This is a genomic window from Neobacillus sp. NPDC097160 (assembly GCF_044762155.1).
In the GTDB taxonomy this organism is placed as follows: Bacteria; Bacillota; Bacilli; order Bacillales; family Cytobacillaceae; genus Neobacillus.
This window is the reverse complement of the sequence record NZ_JBIWDU010000003.1, coordinates 368,919-390,797: the sequence shown is the minus strand read 5'-3', so window position 1 is coordinate 390,797 and position 21,879 is coordinate 368,919. Positions and strand designations below refer to the sequence as shown.

Genomic DNA, 21,879 nt, shown 5'->3' with positions numbered 1-21,879 from the left:
ATTTAATTAATATCATTGTAACAGACCTTATGATATTTATCAATTAAAAAATGAATCATGCCGGTATACCGGCACAACCCAATCAATTTAATCCCACTTTTTTATTTTATCAATTACTTTTTCCTTCAGGACGGTGATAAAGGTCGATTCGCCCTTTTGCGCTTTTTGCTTATGCCATTCATTAAAGCTTGCAACGGTGATTAAGATTAGACCGGCAATTAATAAATAAACCCACCACGGCATGTTCCCCCAATATGGCCTTGTTTGCAGGAAGACATTTAATAGTAAAACACCGGATCCGACGAAAAAGTATGATTTTATTTGCAGGAACATCCCCGCCAGCATCGATATCAATGAGAGTGACCCTAATATAATCGCATCATAAATCGTATTGCTCGCCAAACCATCTTGAATTAAGATCAGAGATACGATTATTAGTACTCCCCATTGGATAGCTTTTGTAATATCCGCATAACGCCCTTTTAAACTTTGGCGTAAGAAAATAACGAGAATAACATAAGGAAGAACAAGGATTTCCCGTTCCCATAATGACGGGAGATTTAACTGATTGATGATCCCATAGTATGGCTCTAATAAATAGGCACCACCTAGAATTGGCATAAAGACTGAGACGCTCAACGGTACTCTTTTTCTTTGCAGAAAGAGCACAGCCGCAATTAGAATACCCGGCAGCGCATGGCTCCAAAGATGCTGATCTGCAAAAAAGTACATAAACCAAAAATATAAGAGTGACACCACTGAATATCCGTCTATCTTTATTTCCTGAAGCTTTGTTCCACTTTCAAACAGCTTTTTGTAAACAATCTGCCCGATAATCGTCATCAGAATCCCCAAACCGCCTGATAGAAGCAATTTTTCAAGCTCAGTCATTTCACTAAAAAATGAAAATTCAACTGTCGCCAAAAACGATAAGAATATTGGCACAATTCCAAATACATCCCATTTAATCTTATGCAAATAGAATAAGATTCCAAAGATATAGGCACAGGTAATAAAGTACGGCAGCCAGTCAAACGGATAAGTTATCAGCATAAAGACGATCCCAATCATCGAAAATGGGACAAAGTAAAAGGCTGTTCGTTTTTTAAATTCCCCCTTGGCAAGCAGTGCGAAAATAAGGATTAGGCCGCTCGTGATTGGAAATTCATATCGTCCGATTGTTTGACCAACGAACATTTCCAACCCTGATGAAACAATAAAAAACAATGAAGTAAAACATCCATAAAGAAATACTTTGATTTTCCATTCCATTAAAGCTAATCTCGTGCTAACTGAATATCCTGCCAACGCGAGGATGAAGCTGTAGACTGCGTCTGTATGAAAAGTAAACCAAGTAAATGCAAGTACGATGGGATAAATAATGTGACCTGTCCAGGCAAAGGCATTTGATAAGTTTGGATCCTTTGTTTTGTAAAGATATGCAATCACTAGCAAGATTACCGCACTTGTAGAAGCGATTAACGAATTCAGCGGCTCACTAATCGTTAACTTAAGTGTAGTCGCATGAATAATCGAAAAGTAGGACAATAGTGCCGCAATACTAACAAGAAACGGGTCCCATTTTGCCCCATTCTTTTTATAAAAATAATAATACATGCCGATTCCTACCAACAATACAAGTGGCTGAACCCATAATTGATTAATCGGGCTAAATAATGCCAGGATTATGGCAATCGAATAAAGTGCTTGTGATGTATACAATGAAGCTTGGGCTAATTTAATTTCGGATGCTTTTCTCCAACTAAAGTAGGTTAATAAAACCAGCATCGCCCCAATGTCAAAATTAATGGCATAGCCATATTCGTTAAAATAAACAGGATAATTAGTATTGATTTCTTCGCCAAAAGCGACAACAGCAAGACCAAGTGATACCGGCAGTAACCAGATAGCTACATCCTTTAATGCCTCCCTTTCCTCATACTTGTGAAGGAAAAAGAAGGCAATACCGGAAAGGAAGAGCATAACCCCCAATTCCCACCACAATAGAAAAGCAAGAGCCATCATGATGGAAATTCCCATTATTGTTAATCCCAAGTCCATTGATGCCGTCCGAATGAATTTTACATACTTCGATAAATTGGTAATCCCAAAGACAGTAAACAGGATAAACCCCGTAATCGCTAACGTTAGCGAAAAATTGAACACATTAACTGGACGAACCAGTATCGCAATGGCTTCATAAACACCGGATGCAACAAAGATTGAACTTAAATACGGAAATAACCATCCTGGGCTATTATAGGATAAATAAATAAAATTCGCGGCAATGATTAAATAGGCGATCATGAGCACAACGGATGGATTCCCTGCACGAAGCAGTATGCCCTCTAAACTAATGTAAATAAAGGCAAACCCTGAAATCACTGCACTAGTATAGTGAAATACTTTATTTAATGAAAATTTATCATCTAATACCTTAGGTACAAAAACCATTCCAAATCCTATTAATGCATAGACAATTTCGCCAAAATAATCTAGGAAGCTATGTTCTATCAGTTGATAGGCACCATAAACTACCATAGCACTAAAAATAAAATGATATTCTTTTTTCCCGCTGACATACATCATCGATAAATATATAATCGCAGTCACCAAAAGATTAAAGCTATAAATGACCTCGTTCTCGTATAAAAAAAGCATAAAAAGAGTCGATAAGACAAGATTAACCTGGACATATGGTACAAATTCTTTCGTAAAGAATTTAATCGATTCCTTGCCCTTAATCTTGTGATAAATAAAAATGAGAATAGCGTTAAAAGCCATCATCCCTAGATAGAAGTAATCCACCTTTAGTTTGCCGCCTGCCAATAAAAAGGCCACCCCAGTAGATAGCGAAATATAACTAAACCAAACAAATAGTCTAGAAGCTAAGTTCTTGGCAAATAACAAATAAACAATCAGCGGCAGTAAGCTTCCGAGCATCCCGAGAAAATATCGTCCTTCACCACCTATCGATAAATACGATCCTAAAAGGCCAAACCAGCCTAAGGAAAGGATAAAGATCGGCAGAAATAAACTTCCTAGGACAGTAAAAGCAAATGCCGTTTTATCGATATGCAACACTTTTCTCGTTAAGAGAGCAATGAAGTAAAAAAGTAACGATACGATAGCAATAGACCCACTTTTCATAAAGCTTGTCATTGATTCCCAATTACTTGTTGCCACAAACAAACCGCCAATTAATAAAAAAATGACCCCAATATTTAATAACCAAGTAATATTTCTTTCGCGAACCTCTTCAGGTGTAAGTGTCTTTTTCACCTTTTGCGGTTTTTGCGGAACTGATTTTGGTTTAAGTTCATCCGGTGCATCCGGTTCAGTGGTGAGTGGAATTGCCTCTATATCTGCTAAATCTAAGTGGTATTGATGATGTGCTTTAGCTACGGTCTCGACGATTCCCGCAGATAAATATCCTTCTTCTCCTAACGTGAATAGCTCAGTCCTAAAAATCCTTCTTCTCTCTTCTTTACTATTCGGCTCCATTCAATCTCCCCTCAATTCATACCCTTGATAGTAAAAGCTCAATTATTAACTCTAAGGCATACCTTATTTTTCCTCTTTAGTGTAATTTTACACCATATATAAAAAATTACAAATAGTTTCTTTTTCCTAAAAGTGATTTAGTTTTACCTTTAGGTGAAAAATCTGTATTATTAAGGATTATGTACAAAAACAGATGGAGGAAATTATGCTTACATTTAATGAAAAACTAGTGATTATCGAAGCTTTTGACGAATTAGAAAGAAAAAACGTTTCACTTGGACGTGTCAATTTCCAATTTCAAAACAGTATTTCCGATAAGAAAAATATTGTTTATCACTTACATCCAAATGGAAATGGCTATGTTTACGCCGGACATTTGGCGAGTTATGACAGTGATGAAAAAGGTTTGGTAAATATCCGCGATTTTTCTGCAGATCAATTGCACCATTTGTTAAAAGAAGCAATCCGAGCTCTATCACCAATTGAAAAAACTGCAGCAGAGGAAGCAATTGTCGGTGATTCAGATAAAGAGCGTTGGGTTGATGGGGAAAACAATCTTCTAATCTTGGTTTATGAAAACGAAGCCTGGAATATTTACTTTGGGCTAAACCTTGATGCTAGCTTCGATACATATGAAGAAGCAGAGGAATTTTTGCGTGAAGAAGGATTTACTCGAAGATAAGGCAAGAGGCTGTGCATACAATATGCACAGCCTCTATTTTTTTAAGATAAAAAAGTATAAATTTCGACTTTGAGAATTGTCCAGCTCCAGGGCGCTTGCGCTTTTCTTATTCATACTCCCTGTCAATCCATTGATCTAAGCGGATAATGATTTGTCTGGCCCGTTCATAGTCAATGGTACGATAATGGTGCATCCCACCCTCTTCCTCATCCTTTTCATCCGCCCATTTCACAATTTGCTGTAACGGCGTCCTTATAATATCATTCGAAGGTAAAAAGGAATCTGTATGGAAGAGTATGGCGAGTGCAATGGTTTTGGCTTTGATTGGATTCTCACCAAGACGAATTAGCAGCTTGTGTGCCCTTTCTGCCCCTTTAATCGGATGGATATCATTCTGCTTATACAAGTCATAATCCCATTTTCCATTTTTATACCAGGTATAATGACCCATATCATGGAGTAGTCCTGCTTTGGCAGCTATATCGATATCTAGTTGATGTTCTTTTCCTAAATGAAAGGCATGATAAGCAACAGCAATCGCATGGGCAAGTCCGGAACGGTTCAAATATTTTTGAGCAATGTGATGCTCGAATATATTTAATAAGGTGACGTCTCTCATGCGTTTTCCCTCCTAAATATTTCAAAATAACGATTTTACTTATTATATGCCAACATGTCCAATATGGCTATATTGAAAAAAGAGAGAAGAATAAATCTTCTCTCTTGATTAATTATTTTCAGTTGTTTTTGTCGTTCTCCCTTTTGGCCCTAAATATTCATAATCGTTAGGGTTAATTGGGGTATATCCTTCAGGTTTATAGAAACGTAATAAATCTTTATAGACAATTTCGTCGGACATTTGCAGCTCTGTATTTACTTTTTCTGAAATATCCTTACATGCTTCAGGATTTTCCATTAATTCACCGGTAGCATCAGCGTAACATTTATCCTTTATTTGAATGACATCAGATGAAACAAAATCACCATTTCTAAATAAAGCCCAATTACGATGTTGTGGTGATAATAAATCAGAGCCAAATTCCATGTAATCCTTTGTATCTGTTCCTAATAAGTGAAGCACTGTCGGCCTTACGTCTACTTCTCCGCCAACTTGGTGCTGTACTCCACCTTTTACACCAGGTACGTGGATAAACAATGGTACACGCTGCAGCTTAGCATTAATGGCTGGAGTGATTTCGTCTACCCCTAAAACCTTTGCCATTGCTTCGTTATGGTTTTCTGAAATACCGTAGTGATCACCATACATAACAATAACAGTATTATCATACATACCGTTTGCTTTTAAGTCATTAAAAAACTGTTCAAAAGCCTGATCCATATAGTGTGCAGATTGAAAATATTGGTTAACAACCGTATCACCATAATCACCGGCAGGAAAATCTGTATCCTCTGGATCCATTTCAAATGGGAAATGGTTTGACAAAGAAATAAACTTTGTATAGAACGGCTGCTTTAAGCTCTCAAGCAGCGGAATCGATTCTTTAAAGAATGGTTTGTCTTTCATACCATAGTTTTTCGTATTTTCATCTGTCATGTTATAGTATTCAGCATCAAAAAATTGATCGTAACCAAATGCTTTATAGATAACATTTCGATTCCAGAACGTTTTATAGTTCCCATGTAATACAGCCGAGCTATAACCCTGTCCTTTTAGAATGGAAGGCATAGCCTGATACGTATTTTGAGCTTTATTAACAAAAACAGCACCTTGAGCCATTGGATATAAAGAGTTTTCCATCAAAAATTCGGCATCAGATGTTTTCCCCTGTCCTGTTTGATGATAAAAGTTATCAAAATAAAAGGTGCTGCCATCATGTGCTAATGAATTTAAAAATGGTGTTACTTCCTGACCATCAGGCATTTTATAATCAATCATAAAGCTTTGGAACGATTCCATAGAAATATAAATGACGTTCATTCCTTTTGCTTTAGCAAAGTAATCAGGATTTGGTGCTGCATAATTTGCCTTACGATAGTTCTCAACATCAGTAATATCGCTGCTATCCGCTAATGCCCGCTGACTGGATGATTTTACGTTTTGAATGACATCATAAATCGTAAAGTTATACGCACCTAGATATTTTACTAAATAGTTTCTGTCAAAGGATCGTGAAAGTAATTGCGGACGATCCTTTTCTGCTAATCCTAAATTAAACAAAAAGGTAGTAATAGCAAATAAAAGCACAATTTTAAATGACTTCCTGTTCGTTACCGTAACATTCTTGAAAACTGTTAGTGCAAGCGCAATTAAAATAAAAAAATCAGTGAAATATAAAATATCGAATGGGGACATTAAAGAAAGTGCACTGTCACCCAATTGTCCTGCATTTGTTTTAGTCTGCATTAAAACAGGTACTGTAATAAAGTCATTAAAAAAACGATAATACGCAATATTTGCGTACAACAAGAAAGATAATAGGAAATTAGTGATAATCATAACAAGCTTTGTACGCTTCTTAAAGAGCAGTGCAAATCCAAAAAAGAAAAGCGCTGAACTTAATGGGTTGATTAGTAACAAAAATTTCTGCAGGTTATTATCAATGCCAAGGTTAAATTCAATTTGATATGCCGCATATGTTTTGATCCAGAATAATATAACCGCAATAGCGAAGAATGTAATATGACTATTGTTGAATTTTTTAGGTAGTCTTATTTTATTCATTTCTAACTTCTCCTCTCACTTACCAATTAAGCTTCGGTAAACGAACCTCAATTACTATATCACATTTTCTTTAAAAATAAAAACATAAACCATGCCATTTAATGTATTATTAATGACAATATTTTATGTCATTATTTTTATTGTTTCGACGGAATTCATCGATCGTGATGACAATTTGCTTGTTTCCATTGATCGAAACATTCCTTTAATTTGTATGTTCGTCATTTGTGGGACATGACTGTTTTCATTCTTCATTTATATAAGACGAATTGACATAAAAATAGTTTCATATTTTTTCAATTTACCATTACAGGCAGCATCTTCCAAAAACAATCCAAATCGGGATAACATTTCTACATATCATAAACTCGAAAGTTGTGTGGTGCAAGATGAATTTAGTCTTATCTTTTACAGAATGTGTACTGAATAATTTTATTTTTTGTTGGAAAGCATAACCGCGAAGGACATAAGAATTAAACTGAAAAGAGGAATCATTTATGCCGAGAATTAGGCCTGAGTTTACAAAAAGTCCTTATTTCGTTGATGAACCTGGAAATTGGCATTTAAAATCTGGTGCCCCAAAAGGACTACAAATTGAGTTAGACAATTACTTGGCTAGCCTTGAAACTCTTGAAGAGCCTGGAACTCTAAATGGTGTACAGATTCAATATCCATTCGATCACTAAAAAAATGTATATAATAGAAGAAAGCGATTACAAAATAGACATTAGTATGAAAAAATAATTCAGTTCAAATAATATAATGACTATTCTTTTAGGAGTGAAACCATGAACGCTAATCGAGTAAAACAAATTCTGTCTTCCTCAGCAAATATAGAAGTTAAATACAATGGGGCTTCCGTATGGATTGACCAATTAAATGAAGACGGAAAAACAGCAACAGTTCATTTGCGCGGCCCGCTTGAAGAACGATCTAATGTTGAAATTGGGGAACTAGTAGAAGATTAACATGTTTAGGCCATTTTTTCATCGAAGAGATGGCCTTTTTCATTTTCCTACATGCACAAAAAAAATGAAAGGCAGGATAGGATTCCTGCCTCACACCACACCTTTGTTCATGTAATGGAAATTATCCAACTTGTTTTGCAATTGATTTTGCCACTGTAGCTTTTCTTTGATAAAAGAACCAGTTAAGTCCAAAAGCAATTACGTAGAAACCGATAAAGAAGTAGAAAGCAGTTACAGGTGTACCAGTCGCATTAACAGACCATCCGAAAAGCTTTGGAATAAAGAATGAGCCATATGCCGCAAATGCTGCTGAAAATCCGATCACTGGTGCTGCTTCTTTTAGAATAAAGATGTTTGGAATCATTTGGAATGTTGAACCAGAACCAATACCTGATGCTAAGAATAGAACTAAGAAAGCAATTAAGAAGCCTGCAAATTGTTTACCATTTAAGAAGTAAATAACTCCAGTTGCTCCAATTCCCATAATGACTAAAACATAGGCTGTTATTCTTGCACCGCCAAGTTTATCAGCCATCCACCCTCCTACTGGTCTTGCAGCTGCTGCAACTAAAGCACCAAGAAATGCAAGTGAGATGTGTTCAGGAAATTGTGACCTTAATAAAAGCGGGAATGCCGCAGAATAACCAATGAATGAACCAAATGTTGCTACATAAAGGGCCGTCATAATCCAAGTATGTTTCCGTTTTACAATCACGAATTGGTCTGCAACCGATTGTGTCGCACCTGGAACATTATCCATTTTAAAGAAGGCAAGCAATGTCATAATCACAATTGGGATTACCCAGATAAATGCTGCGTTTTGTAACCATACTTCCTGGCCATTTGCTAGAACTTGTTTTCCGCCAACAAGTGCGAAAGTTCCTGAAGTAATAATTAATGGTGTAACGAACTGAACAACTGATACACCCATGTTTCCTAATCCGCCATTAATTCCAAGTGCTGTTCCTTTTTCCTTTTTCGGAAAGAAAAAGCTAATATTAGCTGAAGAAGATGAAAAGTTCCCACCGCCAAGTCCACAAAGTGCTGCTAGTAATAGCATGATTGAAAATGGTGTGTCAGGATTTTGGACTGCAAATCCAATACCAATTGCTGGAATCGCAAGGATAGCTGTTGAAATTACTGTCCAGTTCTTCCCGCCTATTGATCCAACTGCGAATGTGTAGACAAAACGAAGTGTTGCACCGACAAGACCTGGGATTGCTGCTAGGGTAAATAATTGTTCCTCGGTAAAGTGGAAGCCGATATCGTTAAGTCTGACTGCCACCACTGACCAAATTTGCCACACGATAAAAGCGAGCATCAATGATGGTACTGAGATCCATAGATTCCTTTTTGCATGTTTTTTTCCTTCTGCGTTCCAGAATTTCTCGTCTTCTGGATTCCAATAATTTAATCGTGCCATACTTTTCTCCCCCTATATGGTTATCAAAATTTTAATTATCTGTGTTGTTGTGTTGATGATATTAATATAAACCACATAGTAACATGATTTTTGTGACGTACGTCACAAAAATAGTGAAGGAACTGTGAACTCAAGCGGTTTGACAAAAAGTTGTAATATTTTTTACCTAATCCGGAAAAATCCCAAAAAAATGAGACCTCCTTTTTGGGAAGATCTCTTTGTTTGCATTTATTTTTCCGTAGAATTTTTATTTTCTTCGTTGAACATTCCTACATAGTTTTTTGTTTATCCGGCGTCGTCTTTGATTGCCGTAATGGTTAACCATTCTTTATAAATCTCATTGTTTTTCCGCTTATTCCAGATGTAGCCTTTCCAAATTCCTTCTGTTTTTAGGCTATACCACATTTTTTTATAAAATTCATTATCATGTTCACCAGATTGAAGAACGCTTGGTGTTTTTCCCACGACTTCTTGCTGACTATAGCCCGTAATTTTTGTATAGGCTGGGTTGACGCTTTGAATGATTCCATTGACATCCGTTACACAAATACCATCCAATGCATGATTCACGATCTTAACTGATATGTCGAGCTTATCTTGATAGTAAAGCCAAACAACGATGACTAGACTAGCAAGTGAGAATTCAGATAGGGACATAAACCCGATCGCATAATGTCCAGTCCAATTAAAGAGTATCTGCCTTTATAAAAGGCATAAGTGAGGAAATAAGCACCCAAACCATAAATCCAGCGACAAGACTTCCTGTTTGAACAAAAAGTTGTTTTGTTCCTTGTTTCATTTTCATCCCCCACATAATCCCTTTCCACTAATTATCCCCTTAAACAACCGTTATATATTTACGATGTAAATCCAGACAATTGAAAAATTTTCTTTCAGTATTATAGAACACTTTCCTATATAAAACAGTGAGGTATGACACAAATGAAAGAAATTATTTACATAAATTTAATCTAGTAGTATATTTTTCCTGTAATATGTATTTTATCATTACGCATTATATATATATAGAAGATTTATTGTCAAAAAAAAATGGGATAGGACGAAAAATATGCATCAAAAAAGGAACTTTCTTGATCCACCTAAGACTCTTGTTTTGGGATTTGCCATTATTATATTATTAGGAACCATTTGCTTAACACTACCGGCAGCAACAACGAATGGTCATGGTTTGTCTTTTTTAAATGCCATGTTTACTGCCACCTCAGCCACATGTGTAACAGGACTTGTGGTTGTGGATACTGGTACCACCTTTACTTTATTTGGCCAATTAGTTATTTTGTTTATGATTCAAGTCGGAGGACTTGGATTTATGACGTTTGCAACCCTTTTTGCATTTCTACTAGGGAAAAGAATTTCCCTAAAGGAAAGAATTCTGCTGCAAGAATCTTTAAACAACCTATCGATGGAGGGGGTAGTTCGTCTTGCAAGACGGATTTTAGTATTTACGGCGGTAATCGAATTTGTAGGGGCACTAATTTTATCCATTCGATTTTCTCTCGACATGCCATTAGGAACAGCAATTTATTTTGGAATTTTTCATTCAATCTCTAATTTTAACAATGCAGGGTTTGATATTATCGGCCATTTTCAAAGTTTAACAGGTTATGTAAGTGATCCCACAGTTGTGTTAACCATCTGTGCATTAATTATAATTGGCGGCATTGGCTTTATCGTCATGAATGAACTTTTTGAGTTCCGTAGGTCTAAACGATTATCCTTGCACACCAAAATTGTTTTGATAACAACTTCTTTTTTATTGATTGTCGGTACACTTGGAATCTTTTTATTTGAATATTCTAACGAAAAAACATTACGGCCATTATCCTTTTCAGGGAAAATTCTAGGAGCGCTATTTCAATCTGTTGCTGCAAGAACAGACGGAGCTAATACATTAAATATTGCCGAAATGACCCAGTCTTCCTTATTGTTAATTGTATTTTTAATGTTTGTAGGTGCGTCCCCAGGTTCAACTGGAGGTGGTATTAAAACAACCACATTTACTACATTATTAGGTGCAGTTTGGTCGCAAATTCGAGGAAAAGAAGATGTAATTTTTTATCGGCAGAGGATTGAATATGAAACAATATACAAAGCATTAACCGTTTCCTTTAGTGCCCTGTTTCTTGTTTTGATCATTACGCTGTTATTGACAATTACTGAACAAGGGACAGATTTTTTAAAGCTTCTATTTGAAGCAACCTCCGCTTTTGGAACTGTAGGCTTATCAATGGATTTATCACGTGATTTATCACCTCTAGGTAAGATGTTAATAACATTTACAATGTTTGCTGGCAGGGTTGGTCCATTAACCATCGCCTATGCAGTTACGATGCGCAGAAACCCTGATGCATTCCGATATCCTAAGGGAAAAATCATGATTGGGTAGTTTTTTTACATCAAGGAGGATCATAGTAATATGGCTGATCAATACGCAGTAATTGGTTTGGGTAGATTTGGGCTTAGCGTTGCTAATAAGTTGTATGAATCCGGTCAAGAAGTACTTGGAGTTGATGTAAATGAGGAACGGGTTGAAGAGTCACATCCATATGCAACACATTCCATAATTGCGGATTCAACAGATGCAGAGGCGCTAAAATCGATTGGAATACGTAATTTTGATACGGTCATTGTCGCGATTGGCAGTGATATACAGGCAAGTATTCTTTCGGTTTTACTCTTGAAGGAGCTTGGTGTAAAGAAAGTAATCGCCAAAGCTATTAACAAGCTGCATGGCCAAGTGTTAAAAAAGGTTGGTGCAGACTGGGTTGTATTTCCTGAGCGGGACATGGGCATTCGTGTTGCCCATCAGTTACTATCACCTAATGTCTTAAATTTCATTGAGATATCCAAAAATTATAGTGTCGAAGAAGTGAGAATCCCGGACCGGATGAAGGAAAAAACCCTAAGAGAGCTGGACCTAAGGGCTAAATTTAATTTAAGCGTTATTGCCATTCGCCATGATGATGACATAAATATCTCACCATTACCAGATGAGCAGATTAATTATGGTGACGTCCTAGTAGTCATTGGAGAAAATCGAGATCTAGAAAAGTTCGCAAATTTACAATAATAAAGTCCGAAAAAAATCACACTTCATTTTTAATTGATGAAGTGTGATTTTATTTAGTCATTTAAAATTTTTACTGTAACTTGCTTCTTACCCCAGTTAATTGCATCTTGTTCCGAAGGGATAAACACATCAATTCGATTTCCTTTAATCGCTCCGCCAGTATCGGCAGCTGTCGCCACACCATACCCTTCGACATATACTTTACTTCCCAAAGGGATGACAGTTGGGTCAACGGCGATAACCTTTGCATCTTGGTTAGCAATTAAATCAACACCAGTTGCCGTAGTGCCGGAACATCCTTCACAGGACGCTGTATATGCAGTTGCCTTAACGGTAATTTCCCTTGTGGCCTTCTCTTCACTATTTGAAGTTTCAATCACATTGTTATCCTGATTTGTCTCAGTCTTAGTACTATCGCTTGCTGTTTCCCTTGGTTGTGCAGAGGTTGCGTCAGGAACACGATCTGCTTGATTACTTGTACTATTCTGAGCTACTTTCGCTGACTCAGCAGTTTTAACATTATCATTTAATTCATCATAAATGATAAGATTTAATCCTGGATGAATAAGATCTGTATTTAATTTGTTCCACTCTTTAATTTGATTAACTGAAACCTGATAATTCATCGCAATATCCCATAATGTATCATTCTGCTGAACAGTGTAATTTTTTTCCGTTGCAATGGTTAATACATCTCCAGGATGAATAATGTCAGTAGTAAGGTGATTCCATTTTTCAATATTTTCTACAGATGTATTATGTAACTGCGAAAGCTCCCAAAGGGTGTCCCCATTCTTCACGGTTAACTCTGCCGCCTGTACATTAGCACCTACAGTTCCTGAGAGTGCAGCGACTGCAATAAATGCTTTTATTTTTTTGATCATTTCTTTACCTCCCATGTTCTTTCGTGGCTAACTGTACCAATCATAACATGGATTTTATTGATACAAAGAACAAGGGGATGTTAATTCGTTTACAAGAATGGCAATTATATTACAATAATATTTCTAGGTAGCAGAACATTTAGAAAATACATTTGATATTGCTTTAGTTGCCACTTATTACCATGATGAACAAAAAAAGAATAGTGCAGGATTCTTTTCTGCACTATTCTATAAAAATAATTTTCTTTAAACCCTCGAAATGGCAACCGCACATGCTTTATATTCAGCAGTACCGGAAATAGGGTCGTACTCATTTAATGTTAACACATTTGTTGGTGTTTCACTCCAGTGAAAACTCATGAAGACAAGACCAGGAACCACTTGCTCCGTTATCTTCGCCTTCACCTCCAGCTCCCCTCTTCGGGAACGAACCTGTACTACTTCACCGTTGGTAATACCTAGTATAGCCGCATCATCCGGATGAATGTCGACCGTCTCTTCTGTTTGTTTCACTTTGACACCTGCTGCATAGTGGCGTGTCTGGGTATGGGTATTGTACGACTCATATCGCCTTCCCGTTGTTAGCGTAAATGGATATTCTGCATCGGGCAGTTCTAATGGTTCTGTATAGTCCACTGGGACAAATGGCGACTTTTTCACAACTGGCTGCTGATTATGGAACCGTTCATGCATGATGAATGTTCCCGGGTGGTTTTCATCAGGGCATGGATAATGAACGCTATACTCCTTTTCAAGCCGCTCATAAGATATACCGCCGTACATCTCCCACGCAAGCTTTCTCACTTCATTCCAGATTTCCTCACTGTTTTGATAATGCATCGGATATCCCATAAGAGTGGAAAGCTCACAAAGAATTTCCCAGTCTTCCTTCGTATTAGGGTGGGCATCGACAGCTTTACGAACACGTTGAATTCTGCGGTCAGTATTGGTATACGTCCCATCCACTTCTCCCCATGAACGAGCAGGCAGGACAACATCGGCCATCTTCGCCGTTTCAGTCATGAAAATATCCTGGACGACTAACAAATCGAGCATTTCAAAAAGCTTTTTCGTGTGATTCATATTAACATCAGCAAGCAACGGATTTTCTCCAATAATATAAAGAGCCTTTAACTCCCCCATCTCCAATCGATCAAAAGTGCGGGTTTGTGTATCACCTGCTTGTGGATTCAGTTCTACCTTCCATTCCATTTCATAACGGGCCCTGTGCTCCTCATTTGCTAAGCTCATCGCACCTGCCAATTGGTTTGGTAAGCAACCCATATCACCTGCCCCTTGGACATTGTTTTGTCCCCGAAGCGGCATGATACCGGTACCTTTTTTCCCAATATTACCAGTTAATAATGCCAAATTCGCAATATCAAACACATTATTTACACCACAATGATGTTCTGTAATCCCAAGTGTATAGGCAATCATCGAACCGCTTGATCCTGCGTATTCCCTAGCAGTTGCCACAATTTCTTCCGCGTTAACCCCTGTGATTGATGCTGCATATTCAGGCGTATAGGGTTCAACTTGGCTGGCTAACAGATCAAAATCGACCGTAAATTGCTCGATAAACTCAGGCTTATATAAGCCTTCCTTCAGAATAACGCGGATAAAAGCATTTATTAAGGCGATATCTGAACCAACATTAATTTGTAAATGGCGATGAGCCACTTTCACCATATCTATTTTTCTAGGATCAATTACGATGATCTTTAGTCCTGATTTTACTGCCTTTTTCATACGATTCGCAATGATAGGATGGGCTTCAGTAGTGTTTGAGCCCATTAAAAGCAATACCTCTGCCTTATCAAAATCTTCAAGCGTATTTGTTGGGAAACCGCTTCCAAAAACAGTTGCCAGACCGGCAACGCTAGGAGCGTGTCACGTACGGTTACAACCGTCGATATTGTTACTTTGAACAACCGTTCTCATAAACTTTTGGGTAATAAAATTGGATTCATTCGTGCTTCTGGCGCAAGCAAACATACTTATCGCATTTGAACCCCATGTAGTTTTGATCCCTGTTAATTTTTTGGCAATGAATTGATAGGCCTCTTCCCATGTGGTTTCAACTAACTGGCTGCCTCTACGAATAAGCGGTGATGTTAATCTATTTTTTGCATGGACGTACTCATAGGCAAATGCACCTTTTACACATGTTTGCCCTTTGTTAACCGGTGCTTCCTTATCTCCGCGGATTTTCATAATTTTGTTATCCTGAACTTCAAGGACTAACCCGCATCCAGTACCACAGTACCCGCAGATTGTTTTTACAAAACTTGCTTCACTCACTATTTTCCCTCCCCAAAATAACATTACTATCTATATCATAATATTAATCTATTTATTACATGAATAGGCTCCTTTTTATAAAAAATTATGTCTATTTTCCAAAAATAAAAAAACGAGAAAGAAAACCTCTCGTTTTTAGGCAATTTTTGCAGGTAATAATATATTGAAGGTTGTTCCTTTATTTAGCTCGCTTTCAACAAATACTTTACCGTTATGACTTTCAATAATTTTAAAGCTAACCATTAAACCTAGTCCATTACCATTCCTTTTCGTGGTGTAAAACGGTTCGCCAAGCTTCTGCAATTTGTCTTTCGGAATCCCGACCCCAGAGTCCTGAATCGAGATTTGAACATTATCATCGTGAATGATCGTTTTAACATGCAAATCTCCGCCATTTGGCATTGCTTCAATTCCATTTTTGATGAAGTTCAGAAATACCTGCTTTAAGCGATTCTCGTCACATTCAATTTGAATAATTTCTTGATTACAATCGAATGTCAAACGTACATTCTTTTTCCTTGCTTCAAATTCAAGCAGAGAAACAACATTTCTTATTACCGGAACAACATTCTTTTCCTCTAATTCGACTGCCTTTGGTTTAGCTAATACCATAAAATCCTCAACAATCGTATTAACCCGCTCAATTTCATCAAGAATGATATTTAAAAACTCTAACCGTTCCGGATCTTTTTCATCTAACTGTAAGAATTCTGTATAACCCTTCATTGAGGTAAGTGGATTTCGAATTTCATGGGCGACGCCTGCGGCCAGCTGACCTACGGCAGCAAGCTTATCCTGGCGGTGAAGGACCTCTTCAGTTTTCTTCCGTTCTGTTATATCATTACGAATGGCAAGATACTGGTACGGCTTTCCATGTTCATTTAAAAAGGGAACAATCGTGGTATCCACCCAATAAAAGCTGCCATCCTTGGCTTTATTCCTGAGTTCCCCTTTCCATACATTTCCCTCCCCAATGGTTTTCCAAAGGTGCTTGAAAAATTCCTTTGAGTGGTAACCAGAATTAAGGATATTATGATCTCTTCCTATGATTTCTTCACTACTGTATTTTGATATCTCACAGAACTTTTCATTTACACTTGTAATTTTTCCTTTTGCATCCGTAAAGGCCACGATGGAAGATTGATCGAGAGCAAATTTAATATCATTATTCTCTTTAATTGTCTCTTTAAGATGCTCTTCTGCCTTTTTCCGATTTGAGATATCTGAGCGAATAGCGATATATTGAATCGGTCTCCCTTTTTTATTCAAAAAAGGAACGATTGTTGTATCCACCCAATAAAACGAGCCATCCTTCGCTTTATTTCGAATCTCTCCACGCCAAATTTGACCGGATTGAATGGTTTTCCATAGGTTTTGAAAATATTCTTTCGGGTGATACCCTGAGTTTAATATCCTATGATTTTTCCCAATAATTTCTTCTTTATTATAATTTGAAATCTCCTCAAATTTATCATTTACATACACAATGGTTCCATGCTGGTCTGTAATGGCCACAATGGTCGAAGCATCAAGTGCTGCCTTGATGTCCTTAAAATTTGTATCCGTTGCTGCTAATTGTTTACTAATCAAGGTACTCGAAATAATCAGTCCGCCGGTAATTAAAACAGATACAAATAAGACCAAATAAATAAAGAATGGACTATCTGCGTTCGCGTCATTTACCACTTCGCTTGTCGTAATAGCAGCCCTTTTTAATAGGAAATGACCTTCAGCTATCGCGCCCGAAATGATCAGCGCACTTACTGGTTTTAACCACGCCTGATTTCCTTGTGAGTAGCTTGATGAAAAAAGAATCCACAAAGAAAATAAAAATGATCCAAAAATAACTAATCCTGAAAAAAGCAGCAGACCAATATTGTAAGTAACATTTACGTTCATGGCATATAAACCGATTACTTGAATGGCAATAACCGCAAACGTTAAAAATATGCTGCCAACAAGCAAATGATAGAATCTAATGGTTTTGCCAAAAAACGCAAGGAAAGCCATTCCGGTAAATGCGATTCCAATAAAAATAGAAAGAATTGTCAGTGGTATATGATAACTTGCAAACCGATTTGTATCTACTGAGATGAGTGCCATAAAATTCATCACCCATATACCAATTCCCATTGATAATGTTCCACCAATAAAGAGAAGCCTCTTATTTTGATTTGAAGACCTTATTAAGGTAAACATATCCAAGCTTGTATATGATGCCATGATGGTTAACCCGATGGCAATAATAATAAAATAAGGATGAAAAGTCCCGAGCATCGCATTCATTGACCAGCATCCCCCCTCATTTTCACAATATCATTCTACTATGATTGTAATGTAAAGTAGTTGCTTATGGAAGCAATAATTATCAAGCTGTCGCTTATTTTAACCAGATTTAAGTTCCCCAATATTATTAAACGTGGAAAATCGTAATATTGATTTTTGTGATAAAAGACTTATTTTTAATGAATTTGCAGATTTTTTTAAAAAAAGTCTACACATTTTTGTCATTTTTGTTTATACTGTACTATAACAAGAGGGAATAAAATAAACTGTATTAATAAAGGAGGAGTTTTAAAATGTTAATGAGTCCAGTTGAATTTTTCCGTAACCTGCCAAAAAAGGAATGTCCAGAATGTGGTCAGCACATGGAGGAACAAGCCGAAAGTTATTTAATGGAATGCGATCGCTGCCTATCTAAACGTGAAGAATAACGCCAAAAGCTCTCCGGATTTCCGGAGAGCTTTTATTTTATGTCCAATATATTCCTTTATTGGGGATGAATAGGCACGTATAAACCCTTTTTGCAATGCAAACCCTTTAAGTAAGGAGATGATGTTGCATGACTAAAAAGGAAGATTATATAACACCGGCGGCTAAAGAACCTCAAATGACGATTGCGAATGGTTCCATTTTTCCTAATAAAAAGAATGTGGCGGGAAATTCTGTTGATGAGCATAAATATCTTGAAGAAGCAAACACCATTATAAGCGGGGATGAAATTCGCCAACAAAATGAAAATCTTTAAAAGCTGTTTGATAAAAAAGGTTAAAAATAAAGACTGTCCAATTATGATGACAGTCTTTGATTGCATGATTCTCATTAAATCTTAGGAAGCTCTCTTATTTCCTGTATCATTTCATTGCCACACATTGGACAAAGCAGGTCATCAGCGACAAAGTCCTTTCTCATCCAGCCAATACAGGAATCATCCATACAAGAATAGATTTCGGTATCCACGAGTATGGTCTCAATTTCTTCTTCTTTGGCCCTTTTACCGTAAAAAATGGGAACCGCCTCCTTTTATTATAGTATGCACAAAAAATGATCTTTTCATTTCCAGAAATTCTATTTAAATTAGGAGCGTTGAAAATCAATGGCATTTCATCATAAACAATATACAAAAGCCGGAACAGATATCGATGAAGTGAAACGATTAAACAGCAAGTCGGGCTTAAGTTATAATGAAGTAAAAAAATTACTTGCAGAAAGATACCTGCAAAATAAACAGTAAAAAAGCGGAACCGTTGGTTCCGTTTTTTTACTCTATTTTATCCTTCCTGTCAGCAGACATGGCTAAATGGCGCCTTCCAAAAACTGCTCGATATACAACAAATTTGCGGCTTAAGTACTCTAACGGTAAACTCCACACATGAACAAGTCTTGTAAATGGCCATAGTCCAAACAGTAACAGGGCTGAAACAACATGGATTTGAAAGCCAAGCGGAATACCAATCATTAAACTAGGCGTAGGATTATAGGATTAAGGGAAAGGATGCCACGAAACCACGGACTAATGGTTTCCCTATATTCGAAGGCTACCCCTCTGCCTGTAATCCAAACGGTGTTAAAAAATCCGGTAATAATAATGAGGGTAAGCAGCAATGGAATCTTTACGGAGGCAAGGGATTTAACAAATGTCTTAAAAGAACAAGTGCGAGAAAAAAAAGCAGAAAATAGTAATGAGGTATGTGATGCGCTGATTGAACATTGGGAGACACGAACCTTAGCACATGCCCAATCCGAAGAGGAAGGTTTTTTTGTCGAAAAGCTAAAAGAACAGCCTGACCTGCACGACACCATCATAAAACTAAAACGGGACCATCAAATCTTAGAATTAATCGTGATGTCAATTAAGGAGAAGAAGGAAGATAAAGGAGTGACCGAAGAGATTCTTCCATATTTTGATGCACTGCTCGTTGTTTTTGAGCTACATAACCATGAAGAGGAAACCTCATTATTTGAAATGGAATAATACGTTGAAAAAGCAAAGGGGTTGTTTGACCCTTTGCTTTTTGTGTTCCTTATTCATCATATTCAATCGTAATCGTTTCATCATGTTTTTTTGAAAGAAGTTTACTCTTTTTTCTATTCTCTTTTGATAGAAAAATGATATCGAAATCATAATCATCAGGGTAGAGCTCATTTGCAGCAATATAAAGATTGATTCTTTTATGATTAATTGAAACCTTTTCTCCTTTTATTTGAAATATATAATTTCCTAGCTGATCCGGCCCTGCATAGATAATGCCAAACTCATTTGTCGGAGATATTTTCACATTGTCCCCTTGATGATAGAGTGGTAAATTCATTTCTGTTTTGGGTGTTTTCTTTCCATTTTGATATTTATTGATAATCACCTGTTTTTCCAGTTCCCTTAGCTTCCATGCATCAGTAATATCGGTTGGATAGCACTTCTCTTCCTTGTAAGTGACCTGATGGGCTCTTTCGATGATTTTCGGATGAATTCCCAACTTTAATGCAATGGCAAATGCCTGGCTCTCTCCTCCTCTACCTAAGTTCAAGCGGTATGTCGGACTCAGCGTTGATAAATCAAATTCCATCGATCCATTGATAAATCCTTGATGTGTTTCGGCAAACTCTTTTATTTCGCTATAATGTGTGGTTGCCAGGATTGTTGCTCCTTTTTCATAAAGAGTTTCTAAAATAGCTGTCGCAAGCCCCATTCCTTCACCAGGGTCGGTTCCTGAACCTAGTTCATCTAACAATGCCAATGTATGCTCATTCGTATCTTTTAATATTTCGATGATATTGACTATTCTTGAACTAAATGTACTTAAATTTTCAGAAATACTTTGCCCATCCCCAATATCCACTAAAATCCGTTCAAAAATACTAAGGTTACTTTGTTCAGACGCAGGGATATGGAGCCCGCATTGTACCATTAAGGTTAAGAGACCGATGGTTTTGATTGTCACCGTTTTGCCGCCGGTATTTGGCCCGGTAATCACTAAAGCACGCTGTTCTTTTTCAAGCTTACATGACAATGGGACTGCCTTTTCTCCTAAAAGGGGATGCCTTCCTTGTATCAATTCCAATTCACCTGATTCATTAATCCCAACCTTAAAGCCATTAATAGACCTGCAATACTTCGCTTTAGCGAATAAAAAATCATAGTGGACCATCGTTTCAATCGCTAAACGGATTTGCTGCTCCTTTTCTTCTACCAGCCCTGTAAGATAGTTCAGGACCTTCTGCACCTCAATCTCTTCATCAGCGAGCAGCCATGATAATTGATCCTGAAATATAGCCATTTCTTCAGGCTCGATAAAAAGCGTTGAACCTGAAGCAGAAGTATCTAAAACAGTTCCCTTAATTTTATTCCGATATTCCTTTTTAATCGGGATAACATATCTGCCATTTCTTTGACTTACCACCTGCTCCTGCAAATAAGTTTTATACTTATTCGACCTGATCAACTGAAGTGTTTTTTCCTTTAGCCGTTCCTCTTGTATCGCGAGTTGTTTTCTTATCTTTAATAAATCCTTGCTCGCATAATCATCCACCTGGCCATTGCGGATACAACGAATAATTTCAGCCGCAAGATCGGGCAGTTCGGCAATTCCCTCGACATAAGCGGATACGCGTGGAGCATAAAATTCTTTATCCTTCATATATCTCCGCATTTTTCCACAGCAATCCAAAAAATCAGAAAGCTTTGCTAGTTGATCCGCCCTCAGTGCAACTCCCTTATTCATGTTTTTTAACAGTGTATCCATCCCATCTAATCCATGAACAGGAACACTAGCACTTTTTTTCAAAATTTCAACTGCCTCGGTAACCTCATCAAGCCAGGCTTCAATTTGTTTTTTATTGGTTGATGGCGTTAGAGATTCGATTTTCCCTTTGCCTTCTTTTGTTAACGTAAAAGTAGCAATCGTCTCCTTAATTTGCTTGAAATCTAATGTGTCAAAAGTATGTTGATTCACTTTATTTGCCTCCTAAAAATAAAAATTGCCGCAATGAACAATGTCATTGCGGCCAAAGGTGATGAGTGGAATCTCCACTCATGGCTCATACCAAAATTAACCAAAATAAA

Annotated in this window: 21 protein-coding genes; 9 read left to right on the top strand and 12 right to left on the bottom strand. The window is 37.1% G+C overall.

Translation table 11 applies throughout. The annotated features are described in order from the left end of the window. Positions 1 to 87 precede the first annotated feature (87 nt). Complete coding sequence (locus ACIQXV_RS06380) at positions 88 to 3,504, bottom strand: hypothetical protein (RefSeq protein WP_402957067.1); 3,417 nt, start codon at positions 3,502 to 3,504, stop codon at positions 88 to 90. Between the two features lie 205 nt (positions 3,505 to 3,709). Here ACIQXV_RS06380 and ACIQXV_RS06375 point away from each other — a divergent pair, with 205 nt between their 5' ends. Further along, positions 3,710 to 4,186, top strand: a complete 477-nt coding sequence (locus tag ACIQXV_RS06375) for a hypothetical protein (RefSeq protein ID WP_402957066.1) — start codon at positions 3,710 to 3,712, stop codon at positions 4,184 to 4,186. A gap of 106 nt (positions 4,187 to 4,292) precedes the next feature. Here ACIQXV_RS06375 and ACIQXV_RS06370 read toward each other — a convergent pair whose 3' ends face one another. Both ACIQXV_RS06370 and ltaS read right to left on the bottom strand, forming a co-directional pair. Next, a complete protein-coding gene (locus ACIQXV_RS06370) occupies positions 4,293 to 4,805 on the bottom strand; it encodes an HD domain-containing protein (RefSeq protein ID WP_402957064.1) in 513 nt (170 codons plus the stop codon). 108 nt (positions 4,806 to 4,913) lie between these two features. Further along, the gene (gene ltaS / locus ACIQXV_RS06365; RefSeq protein ID WP_402957062.1) at positions 4,914 to 6,869 is read right to left on the bottom strand and encodes a lipoteichoic acid synthase; all 1,956 of its coding nucleotides are present in this window, start codon (positions 6,867 to 6,869) and stop codon (positions 4,914 to 4,916) included. 497 nt (positions 6,870 to 7,366) lie between these two features. On the opposite strand from ltaS, the gene ACIQXV_RS06360 reads away from it, so the two are divergent. Together ACIQXV_RS06360 and ACIQXV_RS06355 are read left to right on the top strand one after the other, a co-directional pair. Next, complete coding sequence (locus tag ACIQXV_RS06360; protein ID WP_402957060.1) at positions 7,367 to 7,555, top strand: hypothetical protein; 189 nt, start codon at positions 7,367 to 7,369, stop codon at positions 7,553 to 7,555. Between the two features lie 102 nt (positions 7,556 to 7,657). Continuing rightward, positions 7,658 to 7,837, top strand: coding sequence for a small, acid-soluble spore protein, H family (locus ACIQXV_RS06355; protein ID WP_402957058.1), 180 nt, complete (start codon positions 7,658 to 7,660; stop codon positions 7,835 to 7,837). Between the two features lie 121 nt (positions 7,838 to 7,958). Here the strand turns inward: ACIQXV_RS06355 and ACIQXV_RS06350 are convergent, their stop codons facing one another. Further along, a complete protein-coding gene (locus ACIQXV_RS06350) occupies positions 7,959 to 9,260 on the bottom strand; it encodes an MFS transporter (RefSeq protein ID WP_402957056.1) in 1,302 nt (433 codons plus the stop codon). Between the two features lie 285 nt (positions 9,261 to 9,545). After that, complete coding sequence (locus tag ACIQXV_RS06345; protein WP_402957054.1) at positions 9,546 to 9,917, bottom strand: PAS domain-containing protein; 372 nt, start codon at positions 9,915 to 9,917, stop codon at positions 9,546 to 9,548. A gap of 364 nt (positions 9,918 to 10,281) precedes the next feature. Between ACIQXV_RS06345 and ACIQXV_RS06340 the strand changes: the two genes are divergently transcribed. Both ACIQXV_RS06340 and ACIQXV_RS06335 read left to right on the top strand, forming a co-directional pair. Continuing rightward, positions 10,282 to 11,667, top strand: a complete 1,386-nt coding sequence (locus tag ACIQXV_RS06340) for a TrkH family potassium uptake protein (protein WP_402957153.1) — start codon at positions 10,282 to 10,284, stop codon at positions 11,665 to 11,667. A gap of 30 nt (positions 11,668 to 11,697) precedes the next feature. Continuing rightward, positions 11,698 to 12,351, top strand: a complete 654-nt coding sequence (locus ACIQXV_RS06335; protein ID WP_402957053.1) for a potassium channel family protein — start codon at positions 11,698 to 11,700, stop codon at positions 12,349 to 12,351. A 53-nt stretch (positions 12,352 to 12,404) separates the two neighbouring features. Here ACIQXV_RS06335 and ACIQXV_RS06330 read toward each other — a convergent pair whose 3' ends face one another. The 3 genes from ACIQXV_RS06330 to ACIQXV_RS06320 all read right to left on the bottom strand — a co-directional run bounded on the left by ACIQXV_RS06330 (position 12,405) and on the right by ACIQXV_RS06320 (position 17,825). Continuing rightward, a complete protein-coding gene (locus ACIQXV_RS06330; RefSeq protein WP_402957051.1) occupies positions 12,405 to 13,235 on the bottom strand; it encodes a LysM peptidoglycan-binding and 3D domain-containing protein in 831 nt (276 codons plus the stop codon). Positions 13,236 to 13,481: 246 nt separating this feature from the next. Further along, complete coding sequence (gene fdhF, locus ACIQXV_RS06325; protein ID WP_402957049.1) at positions 13,482 to 15,563, bottom strand: formate dehydrogenase subunit alpha; 2,082 nt, start codon at positions 15,561 to 15,563, stop codon at positions 13,482 to 13,484. 111 nt (positions 15,564 to 15,674) lie between these two features. After that, a complete protein-coding gene (locus ACIQXV_RS06320) occupies positions 15,675 to 17,825 on the bottom strand; it encodes a PAS domain S-box protein (RefSeq protein ID WP_402957048.1) in 2,151 nt (716 codons plus the stop codon). Between the two features lie 293 nt (positions 17,826 to 18,118). Here ACIQXV_RS06320 and yhfH point away from each other — a divergent pair, with 293 nt between their 5' ends. Next, the gene (gene yhfH, locus ACIQXV_RS06315) at positions 18,119 to 18,253 is read left to right on the top strand and encodes a protein YhfH (RefSeq protein WP_149870597.1); all 135 of its coding nucleotides are present in this window, start codon (positions 18,119 to 18,121) and stop codon (positions 18,251 to 18,253) included. A 128-nt stretch (positions 18,254 to 18,381) separates the two neighbouring features. Then, the gene (locus ACIQXV_RS06310) at positions 18,382 to 18,567 is read left to right on the top strand and encodes a hypothetical protein (protein WP_402957046.1); all 186 of its coding nucleotides are present in this window, start codon (positions 18,382 to 18,384) and stop codon (positions 18,565 to 18,567) included. A gap of 74 nt (positions 18,568 to 18,641) precedes the next feature. On the opposite strand, the gene ACIQXV_RS06305 is transcribed toward ACIQXV_RS06310, so the two are convergent. Beyond that, on the bottom strand, positions 18,642 to 18,827 hold the full coding sequence (locus ACIQXV_RS06305; RefSeq protein ID WP_283923428.1) for a cold-inducible protein YdjO-related protein: 186 nt from the start codon (positions 18,825 to 18,827) through the stop codon (positions 18,642 to 18,644). 88 nt (positions 18,828 to 18,915) lie between these two features. Between ACIQXV_RS06305 and ACIQXV_RS06300 the strand changes: the two genes are divergently transcribed. Further along, positions 18,916 to 19,053 carry a hypothetical protein gene (locus tag ACIQXV_RS06300; protein WP_402957044.1) on the top strand — a complete coding sequence of 46 codons (138 nt, stop codon included), beginning with the start codon at positions 18,916 to 18,918 and terminating at the stop codon, positions 19,051 to 19,053. 27 nt (positions 19,054 to 19,080) lie between these two features. Here ACIQXV_RS06300 and ACIQXV_RS06295 read toward each other — a convergent pair whose 3' ends face one another. Continuing rightward, on the bottom strand, positions 19,081 to 19,278 hold the full coding sequence (locus ACIQXV_RS06295; RefSeq protein ID WP_402957042.1) for a respiratory nitrate reductase subunit gamma: 198 nt from the start codon (positions 19,276 to 19,278) through the stop codon (positions 19,081 to 19,083). Continuing rightward, positions 19,278 to 19,424 carry a respiratory nitrate reductase subunit gamma gene (locus ACIQXV_RS06290; RefSeq protein WP_402957040.1) on the bottom strand — a complete coding sequence of 49 codons (147 nt, stop codon included), beginning with the start codon at positions 19,422 to 19,424 and terminating at the stop codon, positions 19,278 to 19,280. The genes ACIQXV_RS06295 and ACIQXV_RS06290 overlap by 1 nt, the downstream gene beginning before the upstream one ends. Here ACIQXV_RS06290 and ACIQXV_RS06285 point away from each other — a divergent pair. After that, positions 19,408 to 19,794: a hemerythrin domain-containing protein gene (locus tag ACIQXV_RS06285; RefSeq protein WP_402957038.1), complete on the top strand. Its 387-nt coding sequence runs from the start codon at positions 19,408 to 19,410 to the stop codon at positions 19,792 to 19,794. The genes ACIQXV_RS06290 and ACIQXV_RS06285 overlap by 17 nt on opposite strands. A gap of 49 nt (positions 19,795 to 19,843) precedes the next feature. On the opposite strand, the gene ACIQXV_RS06280 is transcribed toward ACIQXV_RS06285, so the two are convergent. After that, positions 19,844 to 21,769, bottom strand: a complete 1,926-nt coding sequence (locus ACIQXV_RS06280) for an endonuclease MutS2 (protein WP_402957036.1) — start codon at positions 21,767 to 21,769, stop codon at positions 19,844 to 19,846. Positions 21,770 to 21,879 lie beyond the last annotated feature (110 nt).

Bases quoted from the DNA above. Each gene is read 5' to 3' on its own strand.
- ACIQXV_RS06370 (WP_402957064.1), bottom strand. From the start codon at position 4,805: ATGAGAGACGTCACCTTATTAAATATATTCGAGCATCACATTGCTCAA.
- ACIQXV_RS06300 (WP_402957044.1), top strand. From the start codon at position 18,916: ATGGCATTTCATCATAAACAATATACAAAAGCCGGAACAGATATCGAT.
- ACIQXV_RS06355 (WP_402957058.1), top strand. From the start codon at position 7,658: ATGAACGCTAATCGAGTAAAACAAATTCTGTCTTCCTCAGCAAATATA.
- ACIQXV_RS06310 (WP_402957046.1), top strand. From the start codon at position 18,382: ATGACTAAAAAGGAAGATTATATAACACCGGCGGCTAAAGAACCTCAA.
- ACIQXV_RS06350 (WP_402957056.1), bottom strand. From the start codon at position 9,260: ATGGCACGATTAAATTATTGGAATCCAGAAGACGAGAAATTCTGGAAC.
- yhfH (WP_149870597.1), top strand. From the start codon at position 18,119: ATGTTAATGAGTCCAGTTGAATTTTTCCGTAACCTGCCAAAAAAGGAA.
- ACIQXV_RS06320 (WP_402957048.1), bottom strand. From the start codon at position 17,825: ATGAATGCGATGCTCGGGACTTTTCATCCTTATTTTATTATTATTGCC.
- ACIQXV_RS06295 (WP_402957042.1), bottom strand. From the start codon at position 19,278: ATGATTGGTATTCCGCTTGGCTTTCAAATCCATGTTGTTTCAGCCCTG.
- ACIQXV_RS06360 (WP_402957060.1), top strand. From the start codon at position 7,367: ATGCCGAGAATTAGGCCTGAGTTTACAAAAAGTCCTTATTTCGTTGAT.
- ACIQXV_RS06335 (WP_402957053.1), top strand. From the start codon at position 11,698: ATGGCTGATCAATACGCAGTAATTGGTTTGGGTAGATTTGGGCTTAGC.
- ltaS (WP_402957062.1), bottom strand. From the start codon at position 6,869: ATGAATAAAATAAGACTACCTAAAAAATTCAACAATAGTCATATTACA.
- ACIQXV_RS06285 (WP_402957038.1), top strand. From the start codon at position 19,408: ATGAGGGTAAGCAGCAATGGAATCTTTACGGAGGCAAGGGATTTAACA.
- ACIQXV_RS06380 (WP_402957067.1), bottom strand. From the start codon at position 3,504: ATGGAGCCGAATAGTAAAGAAGAGAGAAGAAGGATTTTTAGGACTGAG.
- ACIQXV_RS06345 (WP_402957054.1), bottom strand. From the start codon at position 9,917: ATGTCCCTATCTGAATTCTCACTTGCTAGTCTAGTCATCGTTGTTTGG.
- ACIQXV_RS06330 (WP_402957051.1), bottom strand. From the start codon at position 13,235: ATGATCAAAAAAATAAAAGCATTTATTGCAGTCGCTGCACTCTCAGGA.
- ACIQXV_RS06375 (WP_402957066.1), top strand. From the start codon at position 3,710: ATGCTTACATTTAATGAAAAACTAGTGATTATCGAAGCTTTTGACGAA.